Raw genomic sequence first — 20448 nt, forward strand, 5'->3', positions numbered from 1 at the left:
GTCGCTACGATGGCCGCGGCCGGTGGACCGTACCCGGCCGGGCCAGACCGACAGAGAAGCCGGCATGGCCCCAATCCCCGCTTTCGGAGGGTTCTTCCGTGCCGGCTGGAACGCTGTACCGCGGCCGGGAAGGAATGTGGTCCTGGGTGGCTCATCGAGTCACCGGCGTCCTCATCTTCTTCTTCCTGTTCGTACATGTGCTGGACACCGCTCTCGTCCGCGTCTCGCCCGAGGCGTATGACGATGTCGTGGCCACGTACAAGACGCCGATCGTCGCGCTGCTCGAATACGGCCTCGTGGCCGCGATTCTCTTCCACGCGCTCAACGGCCTGCGTGTCATCGCCGTGGACTTCTGGTCCAAGGGCCCGCGCTACCAGAAGCAGATGCTCTGGACCGTGATGGCCATCTGGTTCGTACTGATGGTGGGCGCCCTGTACCCGGTGCTCGGCCACGCCGCTCGTGAACTGTTCGGGAGCTGACGCCAGAAATGTCCGCTGACACCACCCCCGCTGTCGGCCCCGTCGAGGGCACGAGCCCTTACGACGTGGACCACCCGGCCCCGTACATCGAGGCCCCGCGCAAGCGCACCGGCAAGACCCCGAAGGCGACCCGCGGCAACTTCGAGATGGCCGCGTGGCTCTTCATGCGCCTGTCCGGCGTCGTCCTGGTCGTCCTGGTCATCGGCCACCTGCTGATCCAGCTGGTGCTGGACGGCGGCGTCTCCAAGATCGGCTTCGCCTTCGTGGCCGGCCGCTGGGCGTCTCCGTTCTGGCAGGTCTGGGATCTGCTGATGCTGTGGCTCGCGATGCTGCACGGCGCCAATGGCCTGCGTACTGTCATCAATGACTACGCCGAGCGCGCCAACACGCGCCTGTGGCTCAAGGGCCTGCTGTACACCGCCACGGTGTTCACCATCCTTCTGGGCACGCTGGTGATCTTCACCTTCGACCCGAACATCCGCTAAAGCCGGGGCTGACGAGACCAATGAAGATCCACAAGTACGACACCGTCATCGTCGGCGCCGGCGGCGCGGGCATGCGCGCGGCCATCGAGGCCACCAAGCGCAGCCGTACCGCCGTGCTGACGAAGCTCTACCCGACCCGCTCCCACACGGGCGCCGCGCAGGGCGGCATGGCCGCCGCGCTGGCGAACGTGGAAGAGGACAACTGGGAGTGGCACACCTTCGACACGGTCAAGGGCGGTGACTACCTGGTCGACCAGGATGCCGCCGAGATCCTGGCGAAGGAGGCCATCGACGCGGTCCTGGACCTCGAGAAGATGGGCCTGCCGTTCAACCGCACCCCGAACGGCACCATCGACCAGCGCCGCTTCGGCGGCCACTCGCGCAACCACGGCGAGGCCCCGGTCCGCCGGTCCTGCTACGCCGCGGACCGCACCGGCCACATGATCCTCCAGACGCTGTACCAGAACTGCGTCAAGGAGGGCGTGGAGTTCTTCAACGAGTTCTACGTCCTGGACCAGCTGATCACCGAGGTCGACGGCGTCAAGAAGTCGGCGGGTGTGGTCGCGTTCGAGCTGGCCACCGGCGAGATCCACATCTTCCAGGCTAAGGCCGTCATCTACGCCTCGGGCGGCACCGGCAAGTTCTTCAAGGTGACTTCCAACGCGCACACGCTGACCGGTGACGGGCAGGCCGCCTGCTACCGGCGCGGACTGCCGCTCGAGGACATGGAGTTCTTCCAGTTCCACCCGACGGGCATCTGGCGCATGGGCATCCTGCTCACCGAGGGCGCCCGCGGCGAGGGCGGCATCCTGCGCAACAAGGACGGTGAGCGCTTCATGGAGAAGTACGCGCCCGTCATGAAGGACCTCGCCTCGCGTGACGTCGTCTCGCGCTCCATCTACACGGAGATCCGCGAGGGCCGCGGCTGCGGTCCCGAGGGTGACCACGTCTACCTCGACCTCACCCACCTGCCGCCGGAGCAGCTGGACGCGAAGCTCCCGGACATCACCGAGTTCGCGCGCACGTACCTCGGTATCGAGCCGTACACGGACCCGATCCCGATCCAGCCGACCGCGCACTACGCCATGGGCGGCATCCCGACCAACGTCGAGGGTGAGGTCCTGCTCGACAACACCACCGTCGTGCCGGGTCTGTACGCCGCCGGTGAGGTCGCCTGCGTGTCGGTGCACGGCGCCAACCGCCTGGGCACCAACTCGCTGCTCGACATCAACGTGTTCGGCAAGCGGGCCGGTATCGCCGCAGCCGAGTACTCGGCGAAGGCCGACTACGTCGAGCTGCCGGAGAACCCGGCCTCCCTCGTCGAGGAGCAGGTCGAGCGGCTGCGCAACTCCACGGGCAAGGAGCGGGTCGCGGACATCCGCCGTGAGCTCCAGGAGACGATGGACGCCAACGTGATGGTGTTCCGCACCGAGCAGACGATCAAGACCGCGGTCGAGAAGATCGGCGAGCTGCGCGAGCGCTACCTGAACGTGGCCATCCAGGACAAGGGCAAGCGGTTCAACACCGACCTGCTGGAGGCCGTCGAGCTGGGCAACCTGCTCGACCTGGCCGAGGTCATGGCCGTCTCCGCGCTGGCCCGCAAGGAGTCCCGCGGCGGTCACTACCGCGAGGACTTCCCCAACCGCGACGACGTCAACTTCATGCGCCACACCATGGCGTACCGCGAGGTGGGCGACGACGGCGTCGAGTCGATCCGTCTCGACTACAAGCCGGTCGTCCAGACCCGCTACCAGCCGATGGAGCGTAAGTACTGATGGCTACCCCGACTCTGGACAAGGCGCAAGCGGGCTTCGCCGACTCCCCGTACATCACGGTCACCTTCCGGATCCGCCGCTTCAACCCCGAGGTCTCCGACGAGGCCCAGTGGCAGGACTTCCAGATCGGGATCGACCCGAAGGAGCGCGTGCTCGACGGCCTCCACAAGATCAAGTGGGATGTCGACGGCTCGCTGACCTTCCGTCGCTCCTGCGCGCACGGCATCTGCGGCTCCGACGCGATGCGGATCAACGGCAAGAACAGGCTCGCCTGCAAGACGCTGATCAAGGACATCAATCCGGAGAAGCCGATCACGGTCGAGGCCATAAAGGGCCTGACGGTCCTCAAGGACCTGGTCGTGGACATGGAGCCGTTCTTCCAGGCGTACCGCGATGTGATGCCCTTCCTGATCACGTCCGGCAACGAGCCGACGCGTGAGCGTCTGCAGTCCGCCGAGGACCGCGAGCGCTTCGACGACACCACCAAGTGCATCCTGTGCGCCGCGTGCACGTCCTCGTGCCCCGTGTTCTGGAACGACGGGCAGTACTTCGGCCCGGCGGCGATCGTGAACGCGCACCGGTTCATCTTCGACTCGCGTGACGAGGCCGGGGAGCAGCGGCTGGAGATCCTCAACGACAAGGACGGCGTGTGGCGTTGCCGCACGACGTTCAACTGCACGGACGCCTGCCCGCGCGGTATCGAGGTCACCAAGGCGATCCAGGAAGTCAAGCGCGCGCTGATCACGCGTCGCTTCTGACCGAGCGCTACCAGGACCCCGTCTCACTTTCCTGTGAGGCGGGGCCCTTTGGTGCCCGGGGTTCACCGCGCGAGGCGATACCTGGCAGGATCGGGGGCGTCTGACATGAGCAGCAGGAGAGCGGGGACGAGACCATGAGCGAGCCGAATCCGTACGCGGACGGAGAGCCCGAGTACAAGTGGGGGCCGACGCAGCCTCCGGGGACGCCGGCCTACGGCTACCCGAACCAGGCGCCGGGGTACGGCTATCCGAACCAGGCTCCCGAGTACAGCCAGACGCAGCCAGCTCTCCCTGTACCGGCCGGGGCTCCGGCCGCGATGGGCGGGGCCCCGCTGGTGTCGATCGGTGACATCAGCGTCATGGGCGAGTCGATCGTGACTCCCGCGGGCACGCTGCCGCTGCGGGGCTCGGTGTGGAACGCCACCGACATGTCGCGCACCGAGGAGAAGATGCCGACCCACGCCATCGTGCTCGCGATCGTCTTCTTCATCTTCTGTCTGCTGGGGCTGCTGTTCCTGCTGATGAAGGAGAAGAAGACCACGGGCTTCATCCAGGTCACGGTGACAAGCGGTGGCAAGCACCACTCGACGATGATCCCGGCCCGTGGCCCGGAGACGTTCCAGCAGGTCATGGGGCAGATCAACTACGCGCGCTCGCTTGCCAGCATGTAGCCGGCCGCGATGGCGAGTCCGTACTCGCCGGTGACGGCGGTGACGGAGCTCCCCGGATCCGCCGCCCTGAGCTTCGGCGCCGCCCCGCGCATCCTTGTACTCTCAGCTCCCGCCCCGCTGACCGGCCCGCCCGGGCACGGCGGCGGTGCCGGGAGTGCGGCGGTTCCGATCCGCCGTGCCGACTGTCAGTGGCGGCCCGTACCGTCAGGGGGAGTTGAGCTCGGGGGAGGGGACCGGCACGATGACGGTGACGACGGACGGCCTGGAGACCAGACTGTACGAGGCGGGGGTGCGCCAGCGCACCCAAGGGGGCACGCCGGTACGGGAGTTGCTGGAGTCCCTGACCCTCGACCAGCGGCGCCGGGCCGCGCTGTGGATACACCGCAACCTGTGCCACGGCGGTGCAGACCGCGCCGACGAGTGGGCGGTGCCCTGGCTCTCGGAGCAGGCCCTCGGCTGGACCGCCGTGGAGGCCGACACACTGCTGCGGCGGCTGGTGGGGGCGGACGCGCTGGTCGATCCGGGGCAGTTGCTGCGGCAGTTCGCAGCGCTCGCCCGACTGCCGCTGGCCGCGGCACAGGAGGCGGGCGACTACGACCGGCGGCTGCTGCGGGCCGCGCGCCAGGTGTCCCTGTCGGCCGGGGGAAGACACGACGCGGGGTCGGAGAACGTCGCGATGCGGGCGCGGCTCGACGCCCTCATAGGGCCTGAGGCCTCCGACGACACCGGGCTGCCGCTGGTCCTGCTTGACGACGAGGACGAGTTCGGGCCCCGGATGCGCACGGAACATGCGACGCTGCTCGCCGGGCCCGGGGTCGCCGCGTTCCTGGAGCACTGTGCGGCGCAGGGCCAGGTGCGCGCCACCAAGCGCTGGCGCAAGCAGGCCGCGGTCCTCCTGGCAGGCATGGAGCGGGGCGGGGAGACGGTGCGGGCCCTGCTGGAGGGGATGGGCTTCCAGGGGGAGCACCGGGTGGCGGCGCCCGCCTGGGGTGGTGGCAGCACCTGGCCGGGGATCGCCTCGGAGGGCAACACCCGGCTGGTACGCGGTCTGCTGTGGGCGGCGGCGGACATCGCGGAGGACTGGGTGGTGCCCGCGATCGCTGCGGTCGCGATCAACTCCGGTACGGGGACGGGCGGTTCCGGCGGATACTGCCGCAACGGCAAGATGGCCACGACCGCGGTCGCGGTCCTCGGCGACTTCGGCGGTACGCAGGCCGAACAGGCAGTCGACCTGCTCGGCCGCCTGCAGCGCACGATCCGCAACCGCACGGTTCTCAATGGCATCACAGCCGCGCTGCGGGCCGTGGCCGAGCGTGGCGGAGTGACCCCTTCGATGCTCAGGGAGCGGGCCGTGCCGTCCGTGGGCCTCGACGCGCGTGGTATCCGCGAGCAGGCGCTCGGCGACTACACCGCGGTCCTGTCGGTCACCGCGTCGGGGACACCCGCGCTGTCCTACCGGGGATCGCAGGGGCAGGTGCTGAAGTCCGCGCCGAAAGCGGTCCGCGAGGAGTACGGCAAGCAACTGACCGACATCCGGGCTGCGTTGAAGCAACTGCGCACGCTCATGCCGGTCGAGCGGGCGCGCCTGGAGGAGCATCTGATGGCGGGCACCCGATGGGCGGCCGCCGACTGGGAGCGCTACTACATCGACCATCCGGTGACCGGCACGCCGGCCCGCACCCTGATCTGGGAGGCGAGCGCCGACGAAGGCGAGCGGTGGGTGGCCGGACTGCCGGAGCGGACGGCCGGCGGCTGGGCACTGGCCGGGGCGGGCGGTACGGCCGTCCCCGTGACGGAGGGGATCGTGCTGCGCCTCTGGCATCCGGTGCGGGCGGACGCCGAGGAGATACGGACCTGGCGCGAGGAGCTCACCGGCCTCGAGCTGCGCCAGCCCTTCAAGCAGGGCTTCCGGGAGGTCTATTCGCTCACCCCCGCCGAGAAGGAGACCCGCACCTGCTCCAATCGCTTCGCCGGCCACATCCTGCGCTTGAACCAGGCGAAGGCGCTGCTGGTGGAACGCGGCTGGACCGGAACCCAGCCGGGGTACTTCAGCGACGGACGGGCGGCCGACATGGTGCGGGAGCTGCCGCGCGCCGGTGAACTGACCTTGGGAATGGGCGAGTTCTGGCGGACCCGGTTCTCCCTCCGCCCGGTCGAGCAGGAGCGGGACGGCGGGACGGCATCGCTGTGCTCCACGGACCAGCTGCGCTTCGAGCGGCGCCGTGGGGCGCGCGGACCGTGGGAGCCCACCGAGCTGGCCACCGTACCGCCACTGGTGCTGAGCGAGGCGATGCGGGACGCCGACCTGTTCGTGGGCGTCGCGTCGATCGCGACGGATGGGCAGCCTCGCGCCTGAGAGTGCGCGGCGGGCTGCGCAATACAAGATCCACTTAGGCTCGGGCAACGTCCTGATGGAGCCCGATTGATGCCGTCCGGGCCGGTCACCTCCGCCTTCCACCACCCCTTCGCTTGAACATGTTCAAAAGGAGGTCTACAGTCATGACCGCCAGCTTTTGAACACGTTCAAGGGAGGGTGGGGGATGGACCTCACTGTTGTTGCGTATGTCGTCTACCTGCTGATCAGCATCGCGCTCACCATCTGGGTCGCGCGCACCCTGAGCCGTAACGGACGCATCTTCATCGCCAGCGTCCTGAAGGGGGACGAGAAGCTGGCCGACGCCGTCAACCACCTCCTGGTGGTCGGCTTCTACCTCGTGAACCTCGGCTTCGTCGCCCTGTACCTCAAGGCGGCCGATGCCGTCGAGGACGCCCGCGGGCTCTTCGAGGCGCTCTCGGTCAAGCTGGGTGTCGTCCTGCTCGTCCTCGGCGTCATGCACCTCGGCAACGTCTGGGTCCTCAACAAGATCCGCCGGCGCGGAGTGATGGAGCGCGAGCAGACGCCGCCGGTCGGGCCGCAGGGCTGGACGACGCAGGCAGGTCCCGGTCCGTGGGCCGCGCCCGCCACCGGTCCCGGCGGGGCGTGAGCGCGATGGGCACCCCGGTCCGGGGACTGACCGTCCTGTACGACGCCCAGTGCTCCCTCTGCGTCCACCTGCGCAGCTGGCTGCTGCGGCAGAGGCAGCTCGTGCCGCTGGACCTGGTGCCCGCGGGGTCGGCCGAGGCGCGGCGCAGGTACCCGCGCCTCGACCACGCCGCCACCCAGCGGGAGATCACCGTCATCGGCGACCGGGGCCAGATCTACACCGGCCCCGCCGCCTGGATCGTCTGCCTCTGGGCGCTCGCCGAGTACCGGCAAAGGGCGCACTGGCTCGCCACCCCGGCCGGACTGCCGTTCGTCCGGGTGACGATGCTCGCGGCGTCCAAGTACCGCGAGGCGACCGGGGCGGGAGGGGCCGGCAGTACGCCCTGCGACGACCGGTGCTCCGTTCCCGGTTAGGCTCGGACACCGTGACAGAAGTGAAGGCCCCCAAGAGCGAGCAGACCCGCACGCTCATCCTCGAGACCGCGCTCCGTCTCTTCCAGGAGCGCGGTTACGACAAGACGACGATGCGGGCCATCGCCAAAGAGGCCGGCGTCTCGGTGGGGAACGCGTACTACTACTTCGCCTCCAAGGAGCACCTCGTCCAGGGCTTCTACGACCGGATCGGTGCCGAGCACCAGGCTGTGGTCCGGCCCGTCCTGGACCAGGAGACGGACCTGGAGACCCGGCTGGCCGGGGTGCTGATGTCCTGGCTGGAGATCGCCGAGCCGTATCACGAGTTCGCGGCCCAGTTCTTCAAGAACGCCGCCGACCCGGAGAGCCCGCTCAGCCCCTTCTCCCCCGAGTCGGAGCACGCCCGCGAGGCGGCCCTGTCCATCCACCGCGAGGTGCTGGCGGGCTCCAAGGCCAAGGTCGCCGACGAACTCGTGGACGTCCTGCCCGAGTTGATGTGGCTGTCCCAGATGGGACTCGTCCTGTACTGGGTCTTCGACCGCTCCGACGGCCGCGAGCGCAGCAGGCGGCTGGCGGAGCGCGGCGCCCGGCTGACCACCCGCGGTGTCGCGCTCTCCCGCTTCCGGGTGCTGCGGCCGCTGGTACGCGAACTGCACGAACTCTTCACGGACTTCCTGCCGGGGATGGCGGAGACCGTCGCCGCCCGCAAGAAGTAGCGGGCCGGGACAGAATTCGCGGCGCTGCCGGTGAGCTGGCGCCGGGGGCCGACGTACTCAGCAGCTTTGGGGCCGCTCAGATCCAGCCGAGTTCCCACAGCCGCCAGACGCCGGTGCCGTCCGACAGGTACTGCGCGCCGCTGATGTCCTCGCTGCTCAGCACATAGTCCTTCTTCTGCCACAGCGGCACCAGCGGCACGTCCTTGGCGATCTCCCGCTGGATCGCCTTGAAGTTGTCCGTGGCGCGAGGGCGCTCGCCGTACTGCTGGGTGGAGGTGATCAGTTTGTCGACGGTCTCGCTCTGGTAGCCGCTGTGGAGCGTGGAGTCCTTGCCGACGAGCGGCTGGGTGAAGTTGTCGGGGTCCGGGAAGTCCGGGATCCAGCCGATCGTGTACGCGTCGTACTTTCCGGCTCCGTACCCCTTCTGGAAGACCTTCCAGTCCTCGGCGACTACCTTCACCTTGAACAGCTTGGTCGACTCCAGCTGGCGGCGCAGTTCGGCCGCCTCCTGCGCCGGGCCGCTGTCGGCGCGGTGCACGAGAGTGAAGTTCACCGGTGTCTCGATCCCGGCGTCGTCGAGCAGGTCGCGGGCCTCCTTCACGCTGGGCTGCGGATACGCGTCGAAGAAGGGGTTGGTGTGTCCCAGGGTCCCCTGCGGGATCAGGGAGTACAGCGGCTGCACGGTGGAGTGGTAGACCGAAGTGACCACCTTGGGGCGGTCGATGACCCAGGCGACCGCCTGTCGCACGGCCTTTTTCGCCATGGGAGAGCCGGGCCGTACGTTGAAGACGAGATTGCGGATCTCGGCGGTGTCCGCCACGCTGACGCGCAGGCCCGAATCGCCCGGATCGAGAGCGGCGATCAGCTTCGCCGGGAGCTGACGGTGGGTCACATCGACCTGTCCCGCCTTCCATGCCTCCGCCAGCCGGTCGGATCCCTCGCAGTAGCGGATCAGCACCGGTCCCCCGGTTTTCGTCAGCGCGCCCCTGTACTTCGGGTTCGGCACGAGCCGCGCCCTGACCCCCGGCTCGTACTCCTTCAGTACGTACGGTCCCGAACCGTCCACGCTCGCGCCCTCGCGCAGGCTCCGGTCCGGGTACTGGCTGCGGTCGATGATCGAGCCCGCGCCGGTGGCCACCTTCTGGGGGAAGGTCGCGTCGCGCGTACGGAGGTGGAAGGTGACCGTCTGGCCCCTGGCCGTGACGCTCTTGAGCGTGGAGAAGAGAGGCTGCGGGCCGACGTCCGTCGTGATGCGCAGCATCCGCTCGAAGGAGTACTTGACGTCCTCGCCGGTGATCTTGCGGCCGTTGGCGAAGGTGAGGTCGTCGCGCAGCTCGCACTGGTACGTCTGGAGCGTCACGCCGACGAAGTCGCAGCCGCGGGCGGCGTCGGGGACCGGAGTGACGCCGTTCGGCTTGAAGGTCAGCAGCGACTGGTAGACGTTGCTGTACATGGCCCACGAGCCCGCGTCGTACGCACCCGCGGGGTCGAGCGATGTGACCACATCGGTGGTGCCGACCGTGATGGTTGCCCTGCTTTCCTCGTCGGACGGTAATAACTGCCAGCCTCCGACGGCCGCGGCCAGGACCACCGCACAAGTGACGAGTATCCGCGGACGGATCGACTGCATCGCCAAGCTCCCCTTCACGCCCACCCCTGTTCGTGATAAGGCGTCCAGCCAACCACAGGAGACTCCGCGGAAGAAGGGGGCGCTTTGTGGCGCACAGACAACTGTGACAACAGCTATGCCTGCGCTATGCCAAAGCCATTCCTGCGCCATGTAAAGGACATGCGGCGGGCGGACAGGACCTATGCGCGGCGTGAGGCGAGCTGTACGACGGTGATGTCCGTGGGCGCCCCGACGCGCACGGGCGGACCCCATGCGCCCGCTCCCCTCGTCACATACAGCTGGGTGTCCCCGTAGCGTTCGAGCCCGGCGACGGTCGGATTGGCAAGGGCCGCCAGGTAGTTGCCCGGCCAGAGCTGGCCGCCGTGGGTGTGGCCCGACAACTGCAGGTCGACGCCGTGCTCGACGGCGTCATGGATGACGACCGGCTGGTGCGCGAGCAGCACGGACGCGCGGGAGGGGTCCCGGTCGCCGAGCGCCTTTCCGAAGTCGGGGCCCTCGCCCTCACTCTCGCCGGCCACGTCGTTGACACCGGCGAGATCGAAGCCGCCGATCTCGACGCGCTCGTTCTGGAGCGGTCTGAGCCCCAGCTCACGGACGTGGTCGACCCACTGAGCGGCGCCGGAGAAGTACTCGTGATTTCCGGTCACGAAGAAGGATCCGTAACGCGAGGCGAGCCGCGAGAGCGGCTCGGCGGCGGGCCCGAGGTCGGCCACGCTGCCGTCGACGAGGTCCCCGACGACGGCGACGAGGTCGGGGGAGGTGGCATTGATGGTGTCGACGATCCGCTGGGTGTGGCCGCGCCCGAGGATCGGCCCGAGGTGAATATCGCTGACGACGGCGATCCGGAACCCGTGGGCGGCACGCGGAAGCCGGGCGAGCGGAACGGTGACGCGCTTCACGCGGGGCCCACGGAGGACGCCGTAGGTCCCGTACGCGACGGTCCCCAGGGCGACGGAGGCGGCGGCGCCGCCGACGACCCGCGATACGAACAGCCGCCGCGAGAGGCTGTGTCGCCCACTGGGACCGGTCCCGACGGCCCCGTCGCCCGCGTCGGTACTGTCCGCACTGGCTGCCGCATCGACGGGCGCCACGAGCGGTTCGGTACGGGCCGTTTCAGGGTGCGCCTCGGCCGCGTCCGTACGGGTCGCCCCCGCGAACTCCCCGGTGGCAGCCGTTGCGGTCGCCCCCGCACGCGCCCCGGCGGGTGCCGTCTGCGCGGACGCCTCCGCCGCGTCCGCACGGGCAGTGGCCGCGGGCGCGTCCGGAGCGGACTCGCCTACCGGCGTACCGCCGACCCCATGAGCCCTACTCGCGGCGGAGCCCGCCGGCGGCGACGGCTCGGGGGACCGGGGGCTCCGGCCCCCGGCTCCGCCCAGGCGCAGCAGCAGCGGCCGCGCAACCTCGCCCACCACCAGCCCGAGCACCAGGTACAGCAGCACCGCCAGCCACAGATACCCCGGCCACGCCACCACCCGCTGCAGCCAGAACGGCTCCCCAGCCCGCCCCGAGACCAGCGCCGCCAGCGACAGCAGTGGCAGCGCCCACATCGCAGCCGTGCCCACCCGGCGCGCCACGCCGCCGCGCGTCGTGGTGTCGCGGACCAGCCGTCGCCAGACGTACCAGTGCACGCCCGCCAGCAGGGCGACGACCGCGACCACCACAAGCAGGACGACCACCAGCACGGACCGCTCCCCTATTCGTTATGAGCGTCGCGAACTTCGCGCCGCAACGTCCGAATGCCACGCAACCCAATAAGGCCGACGACCGTCCCCAGGAGAAAGGACGTAATGGCGAGCAGCAGATGGACCCAGAAGTACCCGGTCGGGTCACCCGCGTCGTCGAAGGCGAGCCCGCTGCCGTCCTTCCACAGGTTCTTGACGAAAGTGATCCAGATGAACCAGCTCCACACCCCGAAGGCGAGCAGGAACCAGGAGGCGGGACGGCTGAGCTTCATGAACTCAGTATCGCGTCCGTCCTGCGACCGGGTCCTCCGGGGTGGGCTGTCCCGGCGGTCCTCCCGGCGGGTCACCAGGCTGATGAGCATATTTTCTTCATGGCCCTGTACGTTCTGGTCCGTGCCTGCTCTGAAGAAGACCGCGCTGACGGTCACCGCCGCCACGTTGCTGCCCGTACTCGCCGTCGCACCCGCGTCGGCCGACGGCCATGACAACAAGGCAGGCAGAAAACACCCCAACCCACCGGCCTCCATGTCCACCGTCGGCGGGTCCCAACTGGGCAAGGCGGGCGCCCAGGTCAGCCTCGGCCCCGGCGCGCCCGTGCTGCCGAAGGCACTGAGCGGCCGGTCCTGGATCGTCGCGGACGCGGAGAGCGGCGAGGTGCTGGCCTCGTACAACGCGCACTGGCGGCTGCCCCCCGCGTCCACGCTCAAGATGCTGTTCGCGGACACCGTGCTGCCCCGGCTGCCCAAGACCGAGATCCACAAGGTGAACCCGAAGGAGCTCGCGAGCGTCGGTGAGGGCAGCAGCCTGGTCGGGGTCAAGGAGAACCAGACGTACTCCGTCCACGATCTGTGGCTCGGCGTCTTCCTGCGTTCCGGCAACGACGCCGTGCATGTGCTGTCCGAGATGAACGGCGGCGTTCCCAAGACCGTCCAGGACATGCAGGCGCACGCCGACGAGCTCCAGGCGCTCGACACGCATGTCGTCTCGCCCGACGGCTACGACGCCCCCGGCCAGGTCTCGTCCGCGTACGACCTGACCCTCATCGCCCGCAGCGGCATGCAGAAGAAGGACTTCCGGGAGTACTGCTCGACGGCGACCGCCAAGTTCCCGGGCGAGCTGAAGCCGGGCAAGGCGCGCGCGACCTTCGAGATCCAGAACACCAACCGCCTGCTCACCGGCGACTACGGCATGTCCCCGTACAAGGGCATCGCGGGCGTCAAGAACGGCAACACCACCAACGCGGGCGCGACCTTCACCGGCGTCGCCGAACGCAACGGCAAGGTGCTGCTCGTCACCGTCATGAACCCGGACTCGGGCGAGAGCCATGCGGTCTACAAGGAGGCGGGACGGCTGCTCGACTGGGGCTTCGCGGCGGCCGGGAAGGTCAAGCCGGTCGGCGAGCTGGTCGCACCGAGGTCCGCGACGACCCCGGCCAACAACGGCAACGAACCGGCCAACAACGGCGCACCGGCCAAGACGGTCGCCGCGAAGGACAGTTCGGGCGGCATCGGCGTCGCGCTCGCCGTCACGGGCGGGGTGCTGGTGGTGCTCGCGGCCGGGGTCTTCCTCGTCAACCGCCGGTGGCCGCTGCGCCGTCGGTAGCGTCGCCGCCCGCTTCTTCGGTCATATCGTCGGCGGCTTCCTTGCCGGGCGTCGCCGTCCACGCGGCGCAGAACAACAGCAGCTTCGCCGAGAAGTTGATCCACAGCAGCAGGGCGACGGGGACGCCGAAGGCGCCGTACATGCTCCTGGAAGCGACGCCCCGCATATAGCCGCCGAGCAGCAGCTTGAGCAGCTCGAAGCCGACCGCGCCGAGCAGCGCCGCCACCATCAGGCGGCGGCGCGGCGGCTGCACACCCGGCAGCAGCGTCAGCAGATACAGCAGCATGAGGAAGTCGGCGACGACGGCGATCCCGATGCCGGCGACCTGGAGCAGTACGCCACCGGCTCCGCCCTTGTCGATGCCGAGCCGGTCGGCGGTCCAGCCGACGGCGGTCGAGCCGAGGCCCGACGCGGCGATCGAGGCGAGAGCGGTCGCACCGAGACCGAGCAGCACGATCCCGTCCTTGACCTTGCGCAGTACGGGATTGCCCTCCTCCTCGTCGTCCACCTCCCAGACGACCCGCAGGCACTCCCTCAGCGAGCCGACCCAGCCGATGCCCATGGCGAGCAGCACCAATCCGGCGGCCACGCCGATCGTGCCCGCGTTGTCGACCAGCGAGTTGATGTCGAGCTGGTCGGAGATGCCAGGCACCTGCTCGGTGATCCTGTTCTCGAGCTTGGTCAGCTGCTGCTCGTCGAGCAGCGCCGCACCGCCCGCCGCGGCCACGGTGATCAGCGGGAAGAGCGCGAGAAAACTGATGAAGGTGATCGCGGCGGCGAGCCGCGTCCAGTGCACCCGGTCGAGCGTCTCGTAGGAACGCCAGACATGGGTGCGCATCAGCCGGACGGCGAGCGGTCCGATGACGGGGAGCTTGGTCAGCCAGTCCATGTCGTACGCCTACCCTCCGCGCGGAACACCAGCGTCCTGGTCACGCAGAATCGCAGGCGGGTGGTGACCGGCCGGGTACTCCATCGTGGGGCGCGGTGCTGCGTTCAGTCATGCCGCCCCCGTGTCCTCACCCGCCGTACGGGCTCCGGCCCGCTCCCGGCAAGGGACCACCGCGCCCCCAGCCGCGCAGCCAGCCCCCCGAGTGCCGCGCCCGCCGCGACATCCGTCGGGTAGTGGACGCCCACGACCAGCCGCGACACGCACATCGCCGCGGCGATGGGCGGTGCGATGCGGCGTCCGGCCGGGCCCAGCGCGCCGTAGGCCACCGCTGCCGCGGCCGCCGCCGCGGCGTGCGAGCTGGGGAAGGAGTGGCCGGCCGGGGTGCGGACGAGGGGCTCGCCGCAGGGCAGTTGGGGGCGGGGACGGCGCACGGCCCGTTTGAGCCCCATGCTGGCCAGATGCGCCGCGGCGACCAGGGCCATGGCGCGCAGCCAGGCCCCGCGGCGCTGGTGGTCGGACGCCGCGCCCGCGAGCCCGGCGGCGACCCAGAACACGCCGTGCTCGCCGGCGTGGGAGAGCGCTCGGGCGGCCGCGGCGATGTGGGGTTGCCGGCCGCAGTCGCGCAACGCCGCCAGCAGCAGCCGGTCGGCGGCCGCGCAGTTGACGTATCTCATCTGCCACCCCTTCTCATGAGCCAGGGGCGACTCTGGTCGGCGGACCGGCCGACTTTCGCGACATTCTTAGATGACACTCATTCAATCACCCATTCGGCGAGTCCAGTGAGGCAGCACCAAATTGGGGCATACGCGGCGATACGGTCGGCCTCATGGCCGCCGACACCAGCCGCAGCACCGACGCCACGGCCTCTTCCGTCGCCTCTCCCTCTAGGAGCACCGGTCCATGAAAGACGCCTTCGGCTCCCCGCAGTCCCTGCTCGTCCTCGGCGGCACGTCGGAGATCGGGCTGGCGACCGCCCGGCGGCTCATCGCCCGCCGCACCCGCACGGTCTGGCTTGCGGGCCGCGACGAGCCGTCCATCGACGACGCGGCAGCCGGGCTCCGTGCGCTCGGGCCCGACGTCCGTACCGTCACCTTCGACGCCCTGGACCCCCGCTCCCACGAGGAGGTGCTGGGCAAGGTCTTCGCGGAGGGCGACATCGACATGGTGCTGCTCGCCTTCGGCGTACTCGGAGACCAGGCGAACGACGAGTCCGATCCCCCGGCAGCCGTGCGCGTCGCCCAGACCAACTACACCGGGGCCCTCTCGGCCGGTCTGGTGTGCGCGGCGGCACTGCAGCAGCAGGGGCACGGCTCGCTGGTGGTGCTCTCCTCCGTCGCGGGCGAACGCGCCCGCCGCGCGGACTTCATCTACGGATCGAGCAAGGCCGGCCTGGACGCCTTCGCGCAGGGCCTGGGCGACGCGATGCACGGGACGGGTGTGCACGTGATGGTCGTACGCCCCGGATTCGTGCGGACGAAAATGACGGCCGGGCTGCCCGCAACGCCGCTCGCCACCACCCCCGGGGCGGTCGCCGCGGCCATTGAGCTCGGTCTGCGGCGCAGGTCGGAGACGGTGTGGGTGCCGGGAGCGCTGCGCCTGGTGATGTCGGGGCTGCGACATCTGCCGCGTCCGCTGTTCCGCAGACTGCCGCTCTGAGGGGCGGCAGGGCTCAGGAGGTGGCGGCGGGTTCGTCCACCGGGGCGCCCTGGGAAGGGACAGCCGCGATGCCGCCCCCGAAGGCGTACTCGTGCAGCTTGCGCCATACGCCGTCCGCGCCCTGCTCGTAGAGCGCGAAGGAGCCGCAGGTCCACGCCGCCTCGTACTCCGACAGCTCCTCGTAGGCCCGGTCCATCGCCTCCTCGGCGATGCCGTGCGCCACGGTCACATGCGGGTGGTACGGAAAGTGCAGCTCACGCACCAGCGGCCCGGAGGCGTCCCGCACCCGCTTCTGCAGCCACGAGCAGGCGGCCGCGCCCTCGACGACCTGGACGAAGACGACCGGCGAGAGCGGACGGAATGTTCCGGTGCCGGACAGCCGCATCGGGAACGGGCGCCCGGTCGTCGCGACCGCGGCGAGATGCGCCTCGATGGCGGGCAGCGCCTCGGCGTCGACCTCGGTGGGCGGGAGGAGGGTGACGTGCGTGGGGATGCCGTGCGCGGCGGGATCCCCGAAGCCCGCGCGCTGCTCCTGGAGCAGGCTGCCATAGGGCTCCGGGACCGCGATCGAAACGCCGAGCGTTACGGTCCCCACGTCGTTCTCCTCAGTCGTCGGTTGTTGGGTGTGCAGCCGCCAGTGTGGCGGCTGCACCCTCGGTGTGGCCAGAGGCCCAGGACACAGTGCTGATTCGGTGATGAACCGGTACGCAACTGTGCGTACTCAGTGCTTCGCCGGCAGGAACCCCACCTTGTCGAATGCCGAGGCCAGGGTCTCGGCGGCCACCGCGCGGGCCTTCTCCGCGCCCTTGGCCAGGATCGAGTCCAGCGTCTCGGGGTCGTCCAGATATTCCTGCGTACGGGTACGGAACGGAGTGACGAAATCCACCATGATCTCGGCGAGGTCCGTCTTCAGCGCCCCGTACATCTTGCCCTCGTACTCCGCCTCCAGCTCGGCGATGGTCTTGCCGGTGAGGGTGGAGTGAATGGTCAGCAGGTTGGAGACGCCCGGCTTCCCGACGGGGTCGAAGCGAATGACGGTGTCGGTGTCCGTGACCGCGCTCTTGACCTTCTTGGCGGTTGCCTTCGGCTCGTCGAGCAGGTTGATCAGGCCCTTGGGCGTGGAGGCCGACTTGCTCATCTTGATCGACGGGTCCTGGAGGTCGTAGATCTTCGCGACCTCCTTGACGATGTGCGGCGCCGGGATGGTGAAGGTCTCACCGAAGCGGGCGTTGAAGCGCTCGGCGAGGTCACGGGTGAGCTCGATGTGCTGGCGCTGATCCTCACCGACCGGGACGGCGTTGGCCTGGTAGAGGAGGATGTCCGCAACCTGCAGGATCGGGTACGTGAACAGGCCGACGGTGGCGCGGTCGGTGCCCTGCTTGGCGGACTTGTCCTTGAACTGCGTCATCCGGGAGGCCTCGCCGAAGCCGGTGAGGCAGTTCATGATCCAGCCGAGCTGCGCGTGCTCGGGGACATGGCTCTGGATGAAGAGCGTGCAGCGCTCGGGGTCGAGACCGGCGGCCAGCAGCTGGGCGGCGGCGAGCCGGGTGTTGGCGCGCAGCTCGGCCGGGTCCTGCGGCACGGTGATCGCGTGCAGGTCCACGACCATGTAGAACGCGTCGTGGGTCTCTTGCAGCGCCACGTACTGGCGGATGGCACCGAGGTAGTTCCCGAGGTGGAACGAGCCTGCGGTGGGCTGGATACCGGAGAGCGCGCGGGGTCGGTCTGAGGCCATGCTCATCATTCTCTCAGGTGTGGACCCGGTCTCCGGTCGCCGGTGTATCCCTGGCTGCTGCGGATCGCGGTCGATGAGACGAGGAACACAGCGCGCCGGTGTGCGGCCGCCCGCCGTTCGGTCGGGGGCGGCCGCACACGCAAGGACCTACTGGGCGATCAGCCCCGGCGCCGGGAACGCCGCCATCAGCTCGGCCACCTCCGCGCGGATCACCGCCAGTGCGTCCTCGTCCCCCGCACCGGCCGCCGTCACACCCCGGTCGATCCACTCGGCGACGGCGGCCATGTGCTGCGTACCGAGACCGCGGGAGGTGAGCGAGGGGGTGCCGATGCGGACGCCGGAAGGGTCGAAGGGCTTCCTCGGGTCGTACGGGACGGTGTTGTAGTTGACGACGATCCCGGCCCGGTCGAGCGCCTTGGCCGCCACCTTGCCGGGGACGTCCTTGGGGGTGAGGTCCATCAGGATCAGGTGGTTGTCGGTGCCGCCGGAGACCAGGTCGAAGCCGCGGGCGAGCAGTTCGTCGGCGAGGGCCCTGGCGTTGGCGACGACCGCGCGGGCGTAGTCGCGGAAGGACGGCTGGGCCGCCTCGTGGAGGGCGACCGCGATGGCGGCGGTGGTCTGGTTGTGCGGGCCGCCCTGGAGGCCGGGGAAGACCGCCTTGTCGAGAGCCTTCGCGTGCTCCTCGCGGGACATCAGCATGGCGCCGCGGGGCCCGCGCAGGGTCTTGTGGGTGGTCGTGGAGATCACGTCCGCGTGCGGGACGGGTGAGGGGTGCGCGCCGCCCGCGATCAGTCCGGCGATATGGGCGACATCGGCGACCAGGACGGCGCCGGACTCCCGGGCGATCTCGGCGAAGGCCGGGAAGTCGATGGTGCGGGGCAGCGCGGTACCGCCACAGAAAATGATCTTCGGGCGTTCCTTGAGGGCGAGTTCGCGCACCTCGTCGAAGTCGATGAGGCCCGTGTCCTGGCGTACGCCGTACTGGACGCCCTGGAACCAGCGGCCGGTGGCAGAGACGCCCCAGCCGTGGGTGAGGTGGCCGCCCATGGGCAGGGCCATGCCCATCACGGTGTCACCGGGCTCGGCGAAGGCGAGATAGACGGCGAGGTTGGCCGGGGAGCCGGAGTAGGGCTGGACGTTGGCGTGCTCGACACCGAAGAGGGCCTTGGCGCGGTCGATGGCGAGCCGTTCGATCTTGTCGATGTTCTGCTGGCCCTCGTAGTAGCGACGGCCCGGGTAGCCCTCGCTGTACTTGTTCTGCAGGACAGTGCCGGAGGCTTCCAGGACGGCGCGGGACACATAGTTCTCGCTGGGAATGAGGCGGAGAGTGTCGGCCTGAAGTTGTTCCTCGGCTCCGACGAGTGCGGCCAGTTCGGGGTCCGTGGCGGAGAGTGCGGGGTGCGGCAGGGGAAGAGTCATGCTGTCCTCCGGGGCGATCCGTCTTCGGTCGGGGTCCCGGGGTGCGCTCGGGGTCCCTGGCCAGAGGCGGGTCACCCATGGCAAGGGGCGTGCGGCACCACACGGGAACGTGTCCCGGGGCACCCAGGCGGGCGGCACCTCGTGTGATCTTCCGCGCGCGGTTCCCTCGGGGTCACTTCCCCGTACGCCAGTCGCCGTGCGTACTCTCCAGCCTAGCGGCCGAGCCCCACAGGAAGGTTTCTTCGTCCACCATGCGAGTGACGATAGAAACAGGGGCACACCCCGCCCCACGCCGGATGCCTTGTCACAACGTGAACGGAGATCCCGTGTCTGCATCGGAGAGCGCCATCGCCTCTGCGGAGGCTCACAGCGCGCACAACTACCACCCGCTCCCCGTGGTCGTCGCCTCGGCGGACGGCGCGTGGATGACAGATGTCGAGGGGCGCCGCTACCTCGACATGCTTGCCGGGTACTCGGCGCTCAACTTCGGCCACGGAAACCGCCGACTCATCGACGCCGCCAAGGCGCAGCTGGAGCGAGTCACGCTCACCTCCCGCGCGTTCTACCACGACCGGTTCGCCGACTTCTGTACGCAGCTCGCCGAGTTGTGCGGCATGGAGATGGTGCTGCCGATGAACACCGGGGCGGAGGCGGTGGAGACCGCTGTGAAGACCGCCCGGAAGTGGGGTTACAAGGTCAAGGGTGTCCCGCAGAACCAGGCGAAGATCGTCGTCGCCGCCAACAACTTCCACGGCCGGACGACCACCATCATCAGCTTCTCCACGGACCATGAGGCGCGCGCGGACTTCGGTCCCTACACGCCGGGCTTCGAGATCGTTCCGTACGGGGACCTGACCGCGCTCGAGAGGGCGATGAGCGCGAACACCGTGGCTGTACTGCTGGAGCCGATCCAGGGCGAGGCCGGCGTGCTGGTGCCGCCGGCCGGGTACCTGCCGCGGGTCCGGGAGCTGACCCGCGAGCGGAACGTGCTCTTCATCGCGGACGAGATCCAGTCGGGCCTCGGGCGTACCGGCAAGACCTTCGCCTGCGAGCACGAGGACGTCGTGCCCGACATGTATGTGCTGGGCAAGGCGCTCGGCGGGGGTGTCGTGCCCGTGTCGGCGGTCGTCTCCTCCAGCGAGGTGCTCGGCGTCTACCGTCCCGGCGAGCACGGCTCGACGTTCGGCGGCAATCCGCTGGCCTGTGCGGTGGCGCTCGAGGTGATCGCGATGCTGCGCACCGGCGAGTTCCAGGAGCGCGCCACCGAGCTCGGCGAGCATCTCCACCACGAGCTGGGCCTGTTGACGGGCGGCGGCGCGGTGGAGGCCGTACGCGGCCGCGGGCTCTGGGCGGGCGTCGACATCGTGCCGAGTCATGGCACCGGCCGGGAGATCTCCGAGAAGCTGATGGACCGCGGGGTCCTGGTCAAGGACACCCACGGCTCGACGATCCGGATCGCGCCGCCTCTGGTGATCAGCAAGGAGGACCTGGACTGGGGCCTGGACCAGCTCAGGGCCGTTCTGAGCGCGTAGGCGGTACGTCGTAGGGGCCCGCCGG

Annotated in this window: 20 protein-coding genes; 12 read left to right on the top strand and 8 right to left on the bottom strand. The window is 69.6% G+C overall.

The features are described 5' to 3' along the window. The first annotated feature begins 98 nt into the window (after positions 1–98). The 9 genes from sdhC to FBY35_RS13745 all read left to right on the top strand — a co-directional run bounded on the left by sdhC (position 99) and on the right by FBY35_RS13745 (position 8278). Positions 99–479, top strand: coding sequence for a succinate dehydrogenase, cytochrome b556 subunit (gene sdhC / locus FBY35_RS13705; RefSeq protein ID WP_142214076.1), 381 nt, complete (start codon positions 99–101; stop codon positions 477–479). 8 nt (positions 480–487) lie between these two features. Then, positions 488–964, top strand: a complete 477-nt coding sequence (locus tag FBY35_RS13710; RefSeq protein WP_142214077.1) for a succinate dehydrogenase hydrophobic membrane anchor subunit — start codon at positions 488–490, stop codon at positions 962–964. A gap of 20 nt (positions 965–984) precedes the next feature. After that, on the top strand, positions 985–2739 hold the full coding sequence (gene sdhA / locus FBY35_RS13715; protein WP_142214078.1) for a succinate dehydrogenase flavoprotein subunit: 1755 nt from the start codon (positions 985–987) through the stop codon (positions 2737–2739). Continuing rightward, positions 2739–3497: a succinate dehydrogenase iron-sulfur subunit gene (locus FBY35_RS13720; protein ID WP_142214079.1), complete on the top strand. Its 759-nt coding sequence runs from the start codon at positions 2739–2741 to the stop codon at positions 3495–3497. Before sdhA ends, FBY35_RS13720 begins: the two co-directional genes overlap by 1 nt. 134 nt (positions 3498–3631) lie before the next feature. Further along, positions 3632–4168: a hypothetical protein gene (locus FBY35_RS13725; RefSeq protein WP_142214080.1), complete on the top strand. Its 537-nt coding sequence runs from the start codon at positions 3632–3634 to the stop codon at positions 4166–4168. Positions 4169–4409: 241 nt separating this feature from the next. Further along, positions 4410–6524 (top strand): DUF4132 domain-containing protein, encoded by a 2115-nt coding sequence (locus tag FBY35_RS13730; RefSeq protein ID WP_142214081.1) that lies wholly within the window; start codon positions 4410–4412, stop codon positions 6522–6524. Between the two features lie 184 nt (positions 6525–6708). Further along, positions 6709–7152, top strand: a complete 444-nt coding sequence (locus FBY35_RS13735; protein ID WP_142214082.1) for a hypothetical protein — start codon at positions 6709–6711, stop codon at positions 7150–7152. A 5-nt stretch (positions 7153–7157) separates the two neighbouring features. Further along, positions 7158–7565, top strand: a complete 408-nt coding sequence (locus tag FBY35_RS13740) for a thiol-disulfide oxidoreductase DCC family protein (protein WP_142214083.1) — start codon at positions 7158–7160, stop codon at positions 7563–7565. A gap of 11 nt (positions 7566–7576) precedes the next feature. Further along, the gene (locus FBY35_RS13745) at positions 7577–8278 is read left to right on the top strand and encodes a TetR/AcrR family transcriptional regulator (protein ID WP_260848607.1); all 702 of its coding nucleotides are present in this window, start codon (positions 7577–7579) and stop codon (positions 8276–8278) included. Between the two features lie 76 nt (positions 8279–8354). On the opposite strand, the gene FBY35_RS13750 is transcribed toward FBY35_RS13745, so the two are convergent. The 3 genes from FBY35_RS13750 to FBY35_RS37085 form a co-directional block, all read right to left on the bottom strand. Continuing rightward, positions 8355–9908 (bottom strand): ABC transporter substrate-binding protein, encoded by a 1554-nt coding sequence (locus tag FBY35_RS13750; protein ID WP_142214084.1) that lies wholly within the window; start codon positions 9906–9908, stop codon positions 8355–8357. A 179-nt stretch (positions 9909–10087) separates the two neighbouring features. Beyond that, positions 10088–11590: a metallophosphoesterase gene (locus tag FBY35_RS13755; RefSeq protein ID WP_142214085.1), complete on the bottom strand. Its 1503-nt coding sequence runs from the start codon at positions 11588–11590 to the stop codon at positions 10088–10090. An 11-nt stretch (positions 11591–11601) separates the two neighbouring features. After that, on the bottom strand, positions 11602–11862 hold the full coding sequence (locus FBY35_RS37085) for an SCO4848 family membrane protein (RefSeq protein ID WP_260848608.1): 261 nt from the start codon (positions 11860–11862) through the stop codon (positions 11602–11604). Between FBY35_RS37085 and FBY35_RS13760 the strand changes: the two genes are divergently transcribed. Continuing rightward, positions 11801–13192: a D-alanyl-D-alanine carboxypeptidase gene (locus FBY35_RS13760; RefSeq protein WP_260848609.1), complete on the top strand. Its 1392-nt coding sequence runs from the start codon at positions 11801–11803 to the stop codon at positions 13190–13192. The two genes, FBY35_RS37085 and FBY35_RS13760, sit on opposite strands and share 62 nt — an antisense overlap. Here FBY35_RS13760 and FBY35_RS13765 read toward each other — a convergent pair. Together FBY35_RS13765 and FBY35_RS13770 are read right to left on the bottom strand one after the other, a co-directional pair. Then, on the bottom strand, positions 13161–14081 hold the full coding sequence (locus FBY35_RS13765) for a YihY/virulence factor BrkB family protein (RefSeq protein WP_142214087.1): 921 nt from the start codon (positions 14079–14081) through the stop codon (positions 13161–13163). The two genes, FBY35_RS13760 and FBY35_RS13765, sit on opposite strands and share 32 nt — an antisense overlap. A 104-nt stretch (positions 14082–14185) precedes the next feature. Beyond that, positions 14186–14755: a phosphatase PAP2 family protein gene (locus FBY35_RS13770; RefSeq protein ID WP_142214088.1), complete on the bottom strand. Its 570-nt coding sequence runs from the start codon at positions 14753–14755 to the stop codon at positions 14186–14188. A gap of 226 nt (positions 14756–14981) precedes the next feature. On the opposite strand from FBY35_RS13770, the gene FBY35_RS13775 reads away from it, so the two are divergent. Further along, on the top strand, positions 14982–15737 hold the full coding sequence (locus FBY35_RS13775; RefSeq protein WP_142214089.1) for a decaprenylphospho-beta-D-erythro-pentofuranosid-2-ulose 2-reductase: 756 nt from the start codon (positions 14982–14984) through the stop codon (positions 15735–15737). Between the two features lie 13 nt (positions 15738–15750). Here the strand turns inward: FBY35_RS13775 and FBY35_RS13780 are convergent, their stop codons facing one another. The 3 genes from FBY35_RS13780 to glyA form a co-directional block, all read right to left on the bottom strand. Then, entirely contained in the window at positions 15751–16332 is a 582-nt protein-coding gene (locus tag FBY35_RS13780; RefSeq protein WP_142214090.1) for a 2'-5' RNA ligase family protein, read from the bottom strand. 126 nt (positions 16333–16458) lie between these two features. Next, positions 16459–17472, bottom strand: coding sequence for a tryptophan--tRNA ligase (trpS, locus tag FBY35_RS13785; RefSeq protein WP_142214091.1), 1014 nt, complete (start codon positions 17470–17472; stop codon positions 16459–16461). Between the two features lie 147 nt (positions 17473–17619). Continuing rightward, positions 17620–18891, bottom strand: coding sequence for a serine hydroxymethyltransferase (gene glyA, locus FBY35_RS13790; RefSeq protein WP_142214092.1), 1272 nt, complete (start codon positions 18889–18891; stop codon positions 17620–17622). Between the two features lie 296 nt (positions 18892–19187). Here glyA and rocD point away from each other — a divergent pair, with 296 nt between their 5' ends. Further along, positions 19188–20423 (top strand): ornithine--oxo-acid transaminase, encoded by a 1236-nt coding sequence (gene rocD, locus FBY35_RS13795; protein WP_399208256.1) that lies wholly within the window; start codon positions 19188–19190, stop codon positions 20421–20423. Positions 20424–20448: the final 25 nt, after the last annotated feature.

It is taken from the genome of Streptomyces sp. SLBN-118 (assembly GCF_006715635.1).
Lineage (GTDB): Bacteria > Actinomycetota > Actinomycetes > Streptomycetales > Streptomycetaceae > Streptomyces.